The following is a 15795-nucleotide window of genomic DNA, read 5'->3' on the forward strand; positions in this document are numbered from 1 at the left end:
AACCCTTCCCTTCGACGAACATTCGCAATTGCGAAACCATCTTCGTCGATCAGCAAGAACCTTCATCCCTGAAGATTTCTTAACTGTGCGAACGAATTAGGGCGGCAAAACGGTATTGGCGTGTAACATTACGCAGTCGCAATATTGATACAATTGTGCGGCGCGCAAAATTCTTTGTGCTCGGAAGCGCTTAGATCGTTTTGTGTGTTTGTTGCGCTGCATCTCGCTCACGGCAGCCATGCAAAATAATTGCGCTACGTAGATCGATGAATTGCATCGCGTCGTTGCGAGATCGGGTGCATTATCTCCGTAATTAATAAATCGCCACCAAGCGGCAATCGATTCGAGCTTGATTTTTCATTCGATACTAAAGCGCGCCCATTATGTTGCGCACTGAGACTGCTCACTCCGCCAGATATTTCGGCATCGCCATGGTCGCTCGACGAACACCTCAGATGAATATAGGGGACATTTCATTTCCCCCGCGCGTGCTCGGCGTGGATACAGCGGTGATCTCCAGCCCTGTGGATAGTTCTACCTGCGACGTGCACAACGCATCCGGCCGCAAACTGCGAAACAGACTTCTTCTTATCAATGCGGCCGTCTGGGTCGCTGTGATCGTCGCCTGCCGCATCATTTTCTTCTGAGCTCTTCGCTATCCCCAAAGCTTTATGAGTCCCAAGGCGTTGCGCGGCCGATTGAATTTGACCGCGACGGTTCCCTGATCGTAGTTTGCGCGAAATGCCGCGCTCCCCCTCCAGGTCAAGTTTGAACAAGGCGGCACTGCCGCCCGATACGCGTATCTATGCCATCGGCGACATTCACGGGCGCGCCGACCTGCTGCAGGAGACCATCGCGCGTATCGATGAGGACATCCAACGCCGCCCGATCACCTATGCGGCGGAAGTCTATATCGGCGATTACATCGATCGTGGCGCGGATTCGAAAGGTGTGATCGATTTGCTGGCAGTCCGCATGGTTCACAATCATGCAATCTGCCTGCGCGGCAATCACGAAGCCATCATGGAAGACTTCCTGGAGGATGCCAGCGTGCTCGAGCACTGGCGCCAACTGGGCGGACTTCAGACTCTCGCGTCCTATGGTGTTTCTCCATCGCGCACGGCAGCGGCGGGCGACGTGCAGAAAGCCTTTCACGCCGCATTCCCCCCGGCGCACGACGCCTTTTTGCGTTGCCTGCGGAACAATATCAGGTGCGGCGACTTTCTGTTCGTTCACGCGGGCATACGTCCCAATGTTCCGCTGTCGTCTCAAGATCCGCATGATCTGATGTGGATCAGGGATGAATTTTTGGATTCAAAGAGCGATCATGGCGTCTATGTGGTGCACGGACACACGCCGGTTCCCCATCCGGATATCAAAGACAATCGTGTGAATATCGACACAGGGGCATGGCGCAGCGGAACTCTCACTTGCATCGCCATTGAAGGCACCGAGATTCTGGTTCTGTAAGAACACACTAGTACGCAATCTGCGCACTCAGTGATTACACCACATTCTTTCGCCGTTTTTTGCCGGACACTCTCCGCGCGACAGTCATCCGTTCAATTGTCATCGAATTGATGCCGATGATCACAATGATGTTGTGTTGGGGGTCTAACATGTTTCGAACGAGCCGATGTGCCGGCATTTTGATAGTACCGGTGCTTTCATTCTTCCTTGCTGGCGTCGCTCCGCCGATCGCGCTCGCGCAGGACCAGCGGATTTCCGCGGCCTCGCCGTCAGGCACCTATCTACTTGGACCGACCGACAGGATTCGTCTGAAGGTTTATGGCGAAGCTGATATCACCGGCGAATATGAGGTCGACAGCAACGGATTTGTATCGATTCCACTTGCGGGCCACGTGAAGGCCGCTGGCCTCACCACACGGCAACTGGAAAAAGGCATCACGTCTGCGCTGGCCAAGGGAATCGTGCGGGATCCGCGCGTCAACGTGGAAATCGCACTGTATCGCCCCTTCTATATCCTCGGCGAAGTGAAGAAGAGCGGCGAATATCCTTATCGCATGGGCCTGACCGTGATGGACGCCGTCGCGACCGCGGGTGGATTCACTTATCGCGCCAATGAGAACAAAGTGTATTTGCGGCGGTCGGGCTCAACCGTCGAAGAGATCTATGCGCTCGATTCGCCAGTACTGGTATTTCCCGGCGACAATGTGCGTGTCCCGGAACGATACTTCTGAACTCATCATTTTTGATTTTGTCTGATGTGTAGTGAACGATGCGCGCCTTCATGTCGCGCGTCGCCATAGTCTCGACTTTTTGCGATGCGTATTCTTGTGCACTGCGATGGACTTCATTTCGCACTTCACATTGTGGGCAGCAAAGAGAAGGACGTTTCATCAGACGAGTGTTGAGTGCGCTAGTGGGGGCGCGACATTCATCACGGGCTTGCTGAGTTTGCGAGCTCCAGGATGAATTTCTAAGCAGCAATCAAGTCTCGACGACAATTCGATGGCGGAGGAATGCATGTTCTTCGCAAGGGATGAGTGATGAAATGTACGCTTGCGTCAGCAGGATCGGATGCGATCAGCGAAGGGACGGACGGGCTGCGCTCGACTCTCGTCGCGCGCCGCGCCCTTCGTGTCGTTCCGTGGCCCGCGACCGTGATTCTGCTTGGTATTGCATCACCCGCCAACGCTCAGGCGATTCCGCTGACCAGCGACGAGCTCGCGCCGCCCTGGAATGCGCAACGGATTTTCGAGCCGACCGCGCTGCCCGATCTGGTCGACCGGGATAACCGCGAAGAAGTAGCGCCCGAGGACATGCCAGTGAAACAGCGACAGCAACCTGGCTATGAACCCGTCGGCATCCGTCAGGGATCCTGGATGTTCAACCCGTCGCTGATGACGGGTGCGCTCTATGACAGCAATGTGTTTGCCTCGAACACGCAGAAGCGCGGTGACGTCGCGGCGGTGATCGAACCGAGCCTGCGCGCGCACACGCTGTGGGAGCGGCATGGCATCGACATCAAGCTCAATTCACGAACCACGGCCTATAATGAAAATTCGAGCCTCGACCAGACCGATGTGAGCCTGAAGGGCGCCGGCTGGATCGATATCGCCAATGACATGATCGTGCTGGGCAGTTTCCAGATCGCGCATCTCAACGAGGGCGTGGGATCGCTGAGCTCGCCTGCCAATGCCGTGACGCCAACTCCTTATAATCTGATGTCCGGCGACCTGACCGTCCGCAAGGAATTCAACCGGCTGTCGACGTCGATCGGCGCGCGGGTCGACTCCTACGATTTCGGCACGGCGCGCGCGCAGGACGGCAACCTGATCGACCAGAGCAGCCGCGACGGCCAGATCTATGCGCTTCATGGCCGCGTCGATTATGCGTTCTCGCCAGTGCTCGGGTGGTTCGGCGGCGTCGAAGGCAACCAGCGCAATATCCGCGGCGTGCCCGGCCAGACGCTGGACTCCACTGGCTATCGCGCCCTCTCCGGCTTCACGGTCGGTTTCGGCAATCTGATCCGTGGTGAATTCGGCGGCGGCTACGTGGAGCAGCGCTTTGACAATCCGCTGATCGGCACCGTCGATGGGCCGTCCTATCGCGCCAAACTCACCTGGAGCCCGACGCGATTGATGGATATCCACGTCAAGGCCGAACAACTCGTCACGCAGACATCCGATACCAGCTCGACCGGTGTACTGGCCAACGCCGTGCAGGTCGGCATCGACTACGAGCTGCGTCGCAACGTCATCCTGTCGCTCGCCGGCGCCTATGAGACCGATCGCTTCTTCGGCCAGGCCCGCAAGGACCGCGTGACCACGACCAATGCCAGCGTGAAGTATTTGATGAACCGCTTCAGCGCGATCTCGGCCTATCACCGCTACACATCGCGTGACAGCGATATACCCACCTTCAGCTACGACAAACACCAGGTAGGGCTCAATGTTACAGCGCAATTTTGACCAGACCTATCCGGCCGCACCCGAGCCGACCCCGACCGCGGTTGCGGGTTGGCAGGCGCCGACCGTCGATCTCAGGGAAATGGCGCGCATCCTGCGCCGGCGCTGGCGCGCGGTCGTGCTGCCTGCCGCCGTGCTCGGCGGCATCGCCCTGGCTTATGTCCTGACCGCCACCACTCTTTATACGGCCAACTCCACCGTGCTGGTCGATCCGCGCCGCGCCAATGTGGTCGAAACCAATCAATCGGTGCTGACCAATTTCGGCACGGACGATGCGACCATCGAGAGCCAGACGCTGCTGATCCAGTCGCTCACGATCCTCCAGCGCGTGGTCGACAAGTTGAAGCTGACGCAGGATCTCGAGTTCATGCCAAAGCCCGGCCTGCTCGATCCGATCCGCAATCTGTTTCGCAGCAGCGGCCCGGTCGATGGCGTGAGCCCCGAAGACGCCGCGCGGGCGTACTCTATATATCTGCTCCAGCGCCGCATGAAGGTGACACGACAAGGCACGACATTCCTGGTCGATATCGCCGTCAGCTCGGAATCGCCGCAGAAAGCCGCGACCATCGCCAATGCGGTGGCTGACGCCTATTTCGAGGAACAGGTCCGCGCCAAATACGACGCGACGCGCATCGCAGCCAAATGGCTCGGCGGCCAGATCGATGCGCTGAAGAACCGCGTCGTCACCTCCGAACAGGCCGTCGCGGACTATCGTTCCGCCAATAACCTCGCGGTCTCGCAGGGCGTGACGGTCAACGACCAGCAGATCACCGATCTCAACAGCAAGCTGATTGCTGCCCGGGTGCAGACCGCCGAGGCGCGCGCCAAGTTCGATCAGGTGCAGCAATTGGCGAAAACCGGCGGCGATGCCGGCGGGCTCAATGCCGCCGTCTCCTCGGAGATGGTGACCAAGCTGCGCGCGCAATATGCCGATATCGCCAAGAACGAAGCCGACCTGACCAGCAAATATGGTCCGCGGCATCCGCAGGTCGCCAATGTGCGGGCGCAGCTCAAGGACACGCAGCGGCTGATCAACGAGGAAATCGGGCGCATCGTGCAGGGCACGGCGCATGATTATGACGTTGCGAAATCGCGCGAGGCGTCGCTGCAGGACAGTTTCGACAAGCTGCAGGGCGTCTCCAGCACGTCCGGTCAGGCAGTGGTCCGGCTGCATGAGCTGCAGCGCGAGGCCGAGGCGAACCGCACGCTCTATGAGTCATATCTGGCGCGCTCGAAGGAAACGACGGCGCAGGAAAGCCTGGAGATGCCGGACTCCCGCATCGTCAGCTTTGCCAGCATCCCGCTCAAGCCCTCCGCGCCGAAAACAGCACTTATCCTTGGCTTTGCCATCCTGCTCGGTCTCGGCGGAGGCACGGTACTGGCATTCCTGACCGACTATCTCGACGGACGGATCAAGACGCTGGAGCAGGCCGAAGAGATTTCGGGCGTGCCCGCCCTGGCAGCCTTGCCGTCGATCAGCAGCCGCGAACTCGCTGGACGTGCCAAACGCGGTCGGACTGAGCTAGGAAATTACGATCCGCGCACCATGCGGCTGCTGCCAGCCGCATTGCAGCCACCACTGATGCGCTATGCCATCGAGGAGCCCGGCACGTTCTTCGCCGAAGCGATCCGTGCCGTGCGTCTGGCGATCCAGCGCGCGCGCAAGATCGACACGGTCAAGGTCGTGCTGGTGACGTCAGGTCTAGAAAGTGAAGGCAAGACAACCTTCGCCGGCAATCTCGCTTTGTCTTTCGCCACGCTGGGCATCAAGACGTTGCTGATCGACGGCGATCTGCGCAATCCCGGCCTGACCCGCGCCGTCAGCCCCAATGCCGATGCCGGCCTACTGCAGGTCGCAACCGGCGAAGTGACGCTGGAGCGGGCCATCCTGCTCGATCGCAGCACCGGCCTCTCGATCCTGCCCTCGCCTGCCATCAAGGACGTCGATGCCATCACCGAGCTGATGTTCTCCGAGCAGATCGTCGAAATTCTCGACCGTCTGAAGTCGCATTATGAATTGATCATCATCGACTCGCCGCCGCTGATTCCACTCGTCGATGGCCGCGCACTAGCCGAACTCGCCGACCGCATTCTGCTGGCGATGGCCTGGAATCAGACACCACGCGAAGTCGTCGCCCACACGATGGAGCTGCTGGCTCCGGTGCATGACCGCATTCTCGGCACCGTGCTGACCCAGGTCGATCTCAGCAAGATCCGCTTCTACGACTATTATCGCAGCTCGGCCTATCTGAAGCCCTACGGTGTCGCCGCCGCCAGCGCGGGGACCGCGCGTTGACATTGAGCCGGACCGCGCCGCTCAGGCTGCATCGCAATGGCGGCCTCGCCGCGGCAGGCCCGCGTGCGCGCGTTCCGCAACGACGTCAGATCGTCAATGTAGCCCAGCTCATCAATCTGATGATTGTGGGCGTCCTGCTCGGCGCCATCGTCGCGATCTTCACGCTGTCCGGCGGCGTTCTGACCAACCTCAAGATCCATTACCTGACACCCGGCGGAAATTTTCTCGAGAAGCTGCACCCCGGCACCTATGCGACCTTCATCGCGATGCTGCTGCTGCTGATGCGCGACGGCGATCCGATCGGAGAGATCAACCGTGCCTTCACGGACGCCAAGCTTTTGCTGGTGCATCTGTTCTGCTGGTTTGTCCTGTTGATCCAGATGTTCGTGCTGGAACGCCCGTTCACGGTCATCATCGACACATTCCTGCTGCCGGTTCTGCTGTGCTTGCTGATCTGGCGGCTGACGCCGGCGCAGCGGCGGCCGCTGGTCTGGGCCATCCATGCGACGCTGCTGCTCAACATCGTGATTGGCTATTACGAGTATTTTTCCGGGCATCGCATCATTCCGCTGACGCTCGGCAGCGTGCTGGTAGTCGGTGAATGGCGCTCGGCTGCGCTTCTCGGCCATCCGCTGACGGCCTCGGGCATCATCGGCGCCTATATCATGGCGCTGGTGCTGCGACCGGCCATCTGCCCGCCGATCATGATCCGCGTGCCATTAATCGCCTTCAGTCTGGGCTCGCTGATGGCCTTCGGCGGCCGTACCGCACTGATGACCGTATTGTTCGTGCTGGCTTGCCTCGGTCTGCTTGAAACGATCCGGCTGATCCGTGGCAAGCGCGTGCCGCTGCTGTTCGCGGTCGGCGCGATCTGCTTCATCTTTGCCGCTGCCGGCGTCGTGTTCGCGGCGCTCTATCTCGGCATCTTCGACAAGATGCTGCTGCGCTTTTCGTCGGACAAGGGCAGCGCCATGGCGCGCTTTGCGACCTTCGACATGCTCAATCATTTCCAGTGGAGCGAACTGATTCTCGGGCCCAATCCGGTTCGCGTGAACGCGCTGCAGTCGCAGCTCGGTTTGAATTATGGCATCGAGAATTTCTGGGTGTCCTGCATCGTGCAATTCGGCCTGATCCACACCATCCTGATCACGCTGGGCCTGACCTGTTTCTTCATCGAACTGCTGCGCCGGTCGGACCGCGCGGCCTTCGCCATCTTGCTGCTGATCCTGATGATTGCCGCCAGCTCGGTGAGCTTCTCGTCGAAGAACATCCAGCTCGCTCAGCTCGTTCTACTCATCGCGCTGCTGTTGCCGCGCGAACGGGCACCGAACATCGCGCCGCCGCATCCACTTCACCCGAGGCCGCCGATGGCCGCCCCGCATGTCCGCGCCATCCCTCGGGGTCAGGAGTTCGCATGACCATCTATGTCGACCACACCCATCTCGGACGTCACGTGACCGGGCTCGAACGGATCACGCTGGAGCTGTTTTCGGAACAGGCGCTGGCACCGCTCGATGTCGTGCCCATTACCTCCCGTGGCACCGGCCAGATGGTCGCGACGCAGACTTTCGGTCTGCCGATGCGTCTGGCGTCTCCCTCGTCGTTCCTGCTGTGCCCCGGCTTTCCGCCAAGCCCGCTGCTGCGACCATTTGCGTCGCGCGTGCTGCCCTATATGCATGACGACTTCCTGCTGACGCGACAAGCCGATCTCAATGCCCGCGCGCGACTCTATATGGCGGCCCCCTTCAAGATCGCGCTCAAGAACTATCCGCGTTTCCTGACCAATTCGCGCGACACCCAGCGCAAGCTCGCCGAGCATTGTCGCCCCGACGCCGAGATCACGCTGTATCGCCCGCCGGTGCGCAACGTGTTCAAGTTGGAATCCGCCGAGCGCGCCGAGCGCGAGCCCGAGACGTCGCCACTGCGCGTCGTGGCCCTCGGCACCGTGGAGCCACGCAAGAACTTTATCGCCGCAGCCAGTATCGTCCGTGAGTTGCGCCAGCACGGCTTTCCCGGCGCGACGCTCGACATCGTCGGCCGCAAAGGCTGGGGCGATGACTGGAAGACACTGGAACGCATGTCTTGTGTGACCCTGCATGGCTACCAGTCGTCCGAAAACGTGACACGGATTCTCGACGACGCCGATATTTTCCTTTGCACCTCCCATGATGAAGGTCTCGGCTTGCCACTGCTCGAAGCCCAGTATGCCGGCCTGCCGATCGTGGCGCCAAATGCGCCCGTCTTCCATGAAGTATTGGGCACATCCGGCATCTTCATCAATCCATCGGACCACGGCACCGCGGCGTCGCAGATCGGCGGGGCTATCGCGGCTTCGCAGTGGCGCAGGCAGTATGTTGCGGCAGCTACCGAGAACCTCGCGCGCTGGAACGCGCTGGCAGCGAGTGACCACGACATCGTCATCGACCTGATCGCCGAACTCGCCGGCGGGCAGCTGGCCGGCCGTCGTCCGACGGCGAAGCCCAACGTCGCGCATTAGGATCGCGACGCCGGCGGCCATGCCGGATCGGGGCTACGCCTGGTCCATTCAACAGGGAACACTCTTCTTGCAGCACATCGACACCAGCACACGACATCTGGACGGGCTGCGCATCGTTGCGGCCAGCGCCGTCGTGATCCTGCACTATTCCGATTACATCAAGGAATTGCCAATTGGTCGCTTCATGGTGGACCATACCTGGCACTTCAATCTGTTCGTCGACCTGTTCTTCGTCATTTCCGGCTTCGTCATAGCCAGCCAATATCTGGCGAAAGTTGGCTCACCCGCCGCGGTCGGCCGCTTCCTGTGGCGACGTCTCGCGCGAATCTATCCACTGCATCTGGCAACGCTGGCTTTCTATATCGTGATCGCACTGGCGCTTCATGCGGGCATCGCCAAGACCGACAACCCGGCACGCTATCCATTCTCTGATCTGCCGGCGCAGTTCCTGCTGCTGCACGCCATCGACGGTGACCGCCTGACCTTCAATTTTCCGAGCTGGTCACTATCCGCAGAATTCTTCTGCTACGTGCTGTTTCCGTTGATGGTGCTGACGATCGCGCGGAGCAGGACGGTGATTGTGGCCCTCGTCGTGCTGCCGCTGCTGGCCAACAGCATCTATGCCGTTGCCATGGGCACCGAGCCCTGGCCGGACTGGATCAACAAGGGTGGCGCCTTCCGCGCTTTGCCCGCCTTCAATCTCGGCATTGCCTGTTGGCTGTTTCGCGACCGGATTGCCCGGCTTCCAGCGATACCGGGCCTGTTGACCACGGCCCTTATCCTGTTCCTGATCTTCGGCGCGCAGCTTCCGATCATGGCAGCACTGGCAGTCATCTATCTCATCGCGGTGCTCGCCATCCATCACGATCTCTCCGGCCAGACCACCCTGTTCTCGCGCCTTGGCTTCGAGCGCTGGTCGTCGCTGACCTATTCCTCCTACATGCTGCATATTCCGGTCGCGACCGTCGTCCTCACGCTGGCGGCACGTTTCCTTGCCCCCGTCATTCCCGGCGGCAAGCTCGCTTTGGTGCCGCTGGCCATCGCCGTTCTTGCCGCCGCCAGTATTCTGTCCCTGCGCTATTTCGAAACGCCCATGCGGCGCGCGCTCAATGAGGCTTATGATCGCCATTTCAGCACGCGAATTGCCGCGGCGACAGTGCCAAGGCAGACGTGACCTGATGGTGGATGCAACGCAGACGATGTCCGGGACGGCGCCGCCGCTGGCTCAAACAAGGACGGCCAGCCGGGATGTGGCCATCGACAGCATGCGCGGCCTCGCCGTTCTGATGGTGATCGGTATTCATTCGCTGCAGCAACCGCTCGATGCATCATGGAAGACCATGCTCGATGCGGCGCTCCGACCCTGTGTGCCGATCTTCCTGTTCGCATCCGGCTATCTGACCGCATTGTCGGGCCGTGTCCCGCTCGGCAAGCGCGTGATGGCGGCACTGATCCCCTACGCAATCGCTTTCGCTGCGGCCTATCTCTACATGGCGCTGCAGAACCCGGCGATGGACCATCGACCGACAACGACGGTCGCCCGTTTCGTGCTCGCTTACGTATTCGTGTATTATTACGTCTTCGTCTATCTCGGCTGTACGCTCATGCTCTGGCTGGCCCTATGGTTTGCCCGTCATGTGCAGTCCCAGGCCAATGAGCGACTGCGCGTCATCCTGATGCTCGCCCTCGTCTTCGGCCTGATCATCGGCAGCTATCTCGATCCCCTGCTGATCCAGCGCGGGCTGTCCGAAGGGCTGATCGAGGAAGTGCGCATGCGCGATATCCCGTTCTGGTTCAGCTTCGTGGCCCTGGGAATGCTGGTCGCCGGATCGACGGCGCGGCTGGCCCTTCCGCGAATGCGCCTGACGCTGACCGCGGCGGCACTGCTAGCCTATGTGATCTATGCGGCAGCGAGACTGCTCAAGATCGGCGACGCAGCCGATTATGATTCGATGGCGTTCTTCGGCTATGCCGCGGCGCTCTGCGTGCTGTTGCTTGCGCTCGGCCTCCGCGCGCCTATCCTGGCTACGCTCGGGTCCGGCAGCTACTTCATCTATCTCTGGCATATTTTCATTGTCATGGCCTTGCGCGATCATGGCGGACTGCGCCAGTTCGGCCCGCTCGCAGGAACATTCCTGATGTATGCTATCACCGTCACCTTAAGCATTGTCGCACTGCTCGCCGTGCAGCGATGGGCGCCGCCGCGCGCGGCCCGCTGGCTGGGAGCCTGATCATGCTCTTGAAGCGCACAATTCTCTATCTGCCGGCCCAGATCGTAGGCCCGATGTTCCAGTTGGTCGCGATGATCGTGTGGACCCATGTGGTCAACGAGCATACGCTGGGTGTGATTACGCTGATCACGGCGACACATGAACTGCTACAGATCGCGTTCCTGGCCTGGTGGTCGCAATATGCGCTGCGCTTCTTCGGTCGCTATCAGGACGGCGAACAGGCCGAACGCTTCTATCGCACCGAGAATGTCGTTATTCTTGTTTCGCTGGTGCTGCAGAGCGCCGCCGTGATCGGTGTGCTCTATACCGTCATCGCCACGGACACCAACCCGGCGTTGCTCGGCGCCACCATCGCTTATGTCATCAGCCGCTCCCTCAATCTCTATATCGCCGAACGCGCCCGTGTCCGGCACCAGATCGGCGTCTATTCGATCCAGCAGATCGTCGGGCCGTCGATTGGCTTCATTCTCGGCCTGGTGCTCATCAAGCTGATCGGCCCATCGCCGGAATGGCCGCTGCTGGGCTATGCCGCCGCGCAGCTTTTTGCCGCTTTGGTCGTCCTGCCCCATATCGGCTACAGCCGCCGCCTGTGGCCGATCGATCGCGAGATCATTCGCCATGCGGTGAGCTATGGCATTCCGCTGATCATCGGCGGCGCGCTGGGCTGGGTCGGCCTCAATGCCTCGCGCTTTATCGTCAACGACATGCTCGGCGTCGCCGCCGCCGGCCTTTTTGCCGTAGGTTATGGTCTGGGCCAGCGCGCCGCGGCAGTCGCCGCGATGCTGGTGACGGCAGCGGCTTTCCCGCTGGCGGTCAAGAGCATGGAGCAAGGCGGCAGCAAGGCCGCAATGCGCCAGCTTGCCGACAACAGTGCACTGCTGATCGGCATTCTGGCACCGAGCATTACGGGCATCTTCCTGCTACGGGCCGAGATCGTGCACCTGCTGATCGCCACGCCGTTTCAGCAGGTGACGCTGGCAATTCTGCCTCTCTCAGCTCTGGCCGGCTCGATCCGCAATATCCGTGCCCATTTCGGCGACCAAGTGTTTCTTCTGCACAGCAAGACGCGGCTGATGATCGTGGTCTCGAGCATCGACGCACTGGTGACAATCGTGGCGAGCTTTGTTTGCATCCACTATTGGGGGCTCGTCGGCGCCGCCGGCGCGACTGTGCTGTCCGCCATCGCAGCGGCATTGACCAGCTTCATTATCGGCTTTTCGAAATTCGGCCTGACCCTGCCCTGGGCGCATCTCGCCCGCATCATCCTCGCAACCGGGGCCATGGCGGCGCTGCTGACGCAACTGCCCGAAGCGCCAAACCATGTCTTCCTGGCAGCACATGTCGCCGCAGGCGCGACAATCTACGTGTTGGTCCTTGCCATCCTTTACGGGCCGACGTTGCTTCGGATGCTGCGCCGTCAGCCGCAACTCTCCGAGCTCTGATGTCGCAAAATCGTCACGACCGTTTGGCTGTCTCCAGTGCACGGGCCATTGCGTACCACAGCGGCTTTTTCTGCATGTTCTCATCAAACGGCAGCGGCCGTGGCAGTCGCTCTGCGAGAGGATTCTTCTTTCTCGCGGCGTCCGTATAGAATGAATAGTGATCGGACAGCTGCCACGCGATCACTGCCTTGACCGCCGGAACCTGCAGCACCGTTTCGAGGAATTTTCCACCGGTCTCCGCGATCATCTTGTCGCGCGTGGCCACGTCGTCCGGGAATGTGTCGTCGCGGACATCGAATTCGGTGATGTAGATGTCGACCTTGCGTTCGGCGAGCGCATGGACGAATTCCAGAAACCGCTGGGGATCATGCGGATAGCGCGGCTGCAAGTGGCCCTGCAGGCCGATGACATCGAGCCGGACGCCGGCGTGCTGCAACTCATCGACCAGACGCAACAGTCCGGCGCGCACCGCGAGACCGACATCGTCGTCGCGTTCCGCCTGTGCCTCATTGAGCACAAGCTTGGTCTTCTTATCCACAGCGCCGGCCCGCGCGAAAGCGCGTCTGACATAATCAGTGCCGAAGGCATCGTACCACGGGCCGAGGCGATAACCCCCGGGCGCCTTGTGGCCGGGCCAGAACGGCTCATTCACGACGTCCCATGACTGCAATTGGCCGGCATAGCGTCCGACAACTTCATCGATATAACTATCGAAGAAGGCCTGTCGCTCGGAATTGCTCATGGACTTGATCCACTGCGGAACCCATTCGTTCCAGATCAGACAATGACCGCGCATGGGAATGCGATTGCTCGCACAAAATTGTAGCAATCGATCAGCGCTCTCGAATCGCTTCGGGCCCGCCATCGGCGCAAGCGTGCCCATTTTGAGAGCGATGTCCGTCGTTATAATTTTCGTCTGTGTTGTGTAAAGCTCACGATATCCGACATCCTTGTCGATCACCGGCCCTGCAGCCGCGCCAAACATCAAACCATTTTTTGCCGCAATTGTACCAAGGCTCTGCGTTTGCGTCGCGCCGAGTGCATGTTGTTGCATAGCGACCGTCGCACCGGCGATGACCGCGAGCGACTTTCTCCTTGAACATTCGAACATATCCACTCTCCATCGATTCAAAATCGTGACCGCTATCTTTTCAATGTTGCGCGACAGCATCGCCATCGTTGCGTCGCAATAGTTCGTTTTGATGGCATCACGTCGAGGAGATAGTTTTCGACTCACTTTTCTTCGCTGCATCGATAGCAAGCAACTGTGCACTTCGTTCAAGCGTAACTCGGCTACATCGTCATCAGGGGAGCGACATGTTGCAGACGCAGGCATCACACGCCGAAAATCTCGTTGTTGACGGGGTCACCGTGAACATCTCATCACTCGACGAAGCTGTTTCATCGATCGTGGAAGCCGCCGAACGCGGCGATAACTTCAGCGTATGCACGCTTAATCTCGATCATGTTGTCCATCTGCAACGGAAACCTGAATTTCGCGCCGCCTATCGGCGCGCACGCTTCGTCACTGCGGATGGCTTCCCGATCGTCGTTCTCAGCCATCTGCTCGGAACACCGATTTCGCGAACGACCGGCGCCGATCTCGCTGCTCCCTTGTGCGAAGCTGCTGGCAAGAAGGGACTTCCCATCTTTCTGTTCGGTTCCGACAAGCCAACGCTGGACAAGACTGCAGCAGAATTGCGCAGACGATATGAAGGCTTGCAGATCGTCGGCACTTTCGCGCCTAGTCGCAACTTCGACGCTTATTCGGCAGAGGCCGATACAGCGATTGCACAGATCCGCGCATCCGGTGCAAAGCTCTGTTTCCTCGCGCTGGGCGCGCCGCGACAGGAAGTGTTTGCGTCGCGCTGTATCGATGAGCTGGACGGCACGGGCTGCCTGTGTTTCGGCGCCGCACTCGACTTCATCGCAGGTACACAGGTTCGCGCACCGATGTTCACCCAGCGTACCGGCCTCGAATGGGCCTGGCGCATGTTGCGAGATCCGCGCCGCCTTGCACCCCGTTACGCACGCTGCGCTGCCGCCGTGCCGCGTTTGATCGCCGGTACGCTTCCACAAATCCTGAATGCCCGCATGAGGAAAGCCGCATGACCTCCACACTCACTCTGGGACTTCGCGCCCGGAACGCCGCGCCGGCCAAGCAACGCTATCAGATCTGCCTCATCCACCCGTTCGATCCGCGCGGCCAGAAGGTAGGTGGGTTGGAGACCTATATCCGCGACTTCATCACGTTCCACCCCACGGACACGGATATCCTGTTCGTCGGCGTCGATTCGATCGGCGATCTCAAACTCGGCGAGGTGCGACGGTTGACTTTCCGCGGGCGCGACTTCGATTTTCTCCCGATCCTGCACTATTCCGACCAGCAGGCCCGGGAGGCCGCGCGCACCATCCGCTCATCACTGACCGGCCAGTTCTTCATGGCATTGTTGCGCTATTTCGGCCCGGTGTCGCGCTTGATCCGCGAGCGCGGCTGCACGGTTGATCTGCGCCGCGTCGAATTCTCCTGGCTGCCGACGCTGCTGCGCCGCCCCTTCATCCAGATGCTGCATGGCGAGGGCGCGCCGAAGCTGCAGATGGATTCGCTGCTGCGGAAATACTCGTTCGTGCACAATGTTGGCGAGCGCTTCGCTGTCACGACCAGCGCGAAATTCCTTTGCGTGAATCCGTTTATCACCGAACGACTGCAAAAGACCTATCCCGGTCAGAGCGGCAAGATCGATACGCTGTGGACCTGGGTCAACACCGACATCTTCAAGCCGCAACCGTTTCCGGCGATCACCGAGCCGTTCCGCATCATCTTCGCTGGGCGCCTTGACGAGTTCAAGGATCCACCGTTGATGTTCAGCACCATCGCTCGCCTGCGCGAGCGGCTGCATGGCCATCTCGAATTCCATTATATCGGGACCAGCGATCCGCATCGCTTTGCCGAATTCGCCGCTATCGAGGACATCACGATCCGGCACGGATTCAAGGATGCTGTCGGCATGGCCGCAACGTTGGCCAATGCCCATGCAGGCATCCTGACATCCGAATTCGAGGGCATGCCGCGTTGCGTGCTCGAGACGCTTGCTGTCGGCCGCCCGGTCGTTGCTGTGCACCTACCGCAACTGGAATCCGTGATCCATGATGGCGAGAGCGGTTATCTCATCTCCCGCAGCTCATCTCGCGAAGAGATGATCGAAAACCTGGCTCAACGTTTCCTCGATACCCGCGATGCGATCGGTACTGGCGAAATAAATCCGGAGCAGGTTGCGAGTTCCATCGATGACTTCACGCCAGCAACGCAACTGGCACGCGTGTTCACCTATCACCAGGAAATCCAGAACGCGCGTAACACAACGATGACGCCTTCCGCGGTGCACTGAGGCTATCT

The 15795-nt window shown here is 60.1% G+C and carries 12 protein-coding genes; 11 read left to right on the forward strand and 1 reads right to left on the reverse strand.

The genetic code is table 11. From position 1 onward, the window contains the following. Positions 1-768 precede the first annotated feature (768 nt). From CIW50_RS13720 to CIW50_RS13760, 9 genes are all read left to right on the forward strand, one after another. Entirely contained in the window at positions 769-1470 is a 702-nt protein-coding gene (locus CIW50_RS13720; RefSeq protein ID WP_246664267.1) for a metallophosphoesterase, read from the forward strand. A gap of 191 nt (positions 1471-1661) precedes the next feature. Next, the gene (locus CIW50_RS13725) at positions 1662-2201 is read left to right on the forward strand and encodes a polysaccharide biosynthesis/export family protein (protein WP_246664268.1); all 540 of its coding nucleotides are present in this window, start codon (positions 1662-1664) and stop codon (positions 2199-2201) included. Between the two features lie 309 nt (positions 2202-2510). Continuing rightward, a complete protein-coding gene (locus CIW50_RS13730) occupies positions 2511-3935 on the forward strand; it encodes an outer membrane beta-barrel protein (RefSeq protein ID WP_149531804.1) in 1425 nt (474 codons plus the stop codon). Continuing rightward, the gene (locus CIW50_RS13735) at positions 3916-6228 is read left to right on the forward strand and encodes a GumC family protein (protein ID WP_149531805.1); all 2313 of its coding nucleotides are present in this window, start codon (positions 3916-3918) and stop codon (positions 6226-6228) included. Before CIW50_RS13730 ends, CIW50_RS13735 begins: the two co-directional genes overlap by 20 nt. Next, entirely contained in the window at positions 6225-7646 is a 1422-nt protein-coding gene (locus CIW50_RS13740; protein WP_197738368.1) for a VpsF family polysaccharide biosynthesis protein, read from the forward strand. Before CIW50_RS13735 ends, CIW50_RS13740 begins: the two co-directional genes overlap by 4 nt. After that, entirely contained in the window at positions 7643-8725 is a 1083-nt protein-coding gene (locus CIW50_RS13745) for a glycosyltransferase family 4 protein (RefSeq protein ID WP_149531806.1), read from the forward strand. The genes CIW50_RS13740 and CIW50_RS13745 overlap by 4 nt, the downstream gene beginning before the upstream one ends. A 67-nt stretch (positions 8726-8792) precedes the next feature. Beyond that, complete coding sequence (locus CIW50_RS13750; RefSeq protein WP_172980325.1) at positions 8793-9899, forward strand: acyltransferase family protein; 1107 nt, start codon at positions 8793-8795, stop codon at positions 9897-9899. Positions 9900-9903: 4 nt separating this feature from the next. Then, entirely contained in the window at positions 9904-10956 is a 1053-nt protein-coding gene (locus CIW50_RS13755) for an acyltransferase family protein (RefSeq protein WP_246664269.1), read from the forward strand. Positions 10957-10958: 2 nt separating this feature from the next. Continuing rightward, positions 10959-12398 carry an oligosaccharide flippase family protein gene (locus CIW50_RS13760; RefSeq protein WP_149531808.1) on the forward strand — a complete coding sequence of 480 codons (1440 nt, stop codon included), beginning with the start codon at positions 10959-10961 and terminating at the stop codon, positions 12396-12398. Positions 12399-12411: 13 nt separating this feature from the next. On the opposite strand, the gene CIW50_RS13765 is transcribed toward CIW50_RS13760, so the two are convergent. Beyond that, the gene (locus CIW50_RS13765; protein WP_246664283.1) at positions 12412-13671 is read right to left on the reverse strand and encodes an endo-1,4-beta-xylanase; all 1260 of its coding nucleotides are present in this window, start codon (positions 13669-13671) and stop codon (positions 12412-12414) included. A 44-nt stretch (positions 13672-13715) separates the two neighbouring features. Between CIW50_RS13765 and CIW50_RS13770 the strand changes: the two genes are divergently transcribed. Both CIW50_RS13770 and CIW50_RS13775 read left to right on the forward strand, forming a co-directional pair. Next, positions 13716-14510, forward strand: a complete 795-nt coding sequence (locus CIW50_RS13770; RefSeq protein ID WP_149531809.1) for a WecB/TagA/CpsF family glycosyltransferase — start codon at positions 13716-13718, stop codon at positions 14508-14510. Continuing rightward, positions 14507-15787 carry a glycosyltransferase gene (locus tag CIW50_RS13775; protein ID WP_149531810.1) on the forward strand — a complete coding sequence of 427 codons (1281 nt, stop codon included), beginning with the start codon at positions 14507-14509 and terminating at the stop codon, positions 15785-15787. The genes CIW50_RS13770 and CIW50_RS13775 overlap by 4 nt, the downstream gene beginning before the upstream one ends. The last annotated feature ends 8 nt before the right edge of the window (positions 15788-15795 follow it).

Origin of the sequence: Tardiphaga sp. P9-11, from assembly GCF_008329525.1 — a bacterium.
GTDB lineage: Bacteria > Pseudomonadota > Alphaproteobacteria > Rhizobiales > Xanthobacteraceae > Tardiphaga.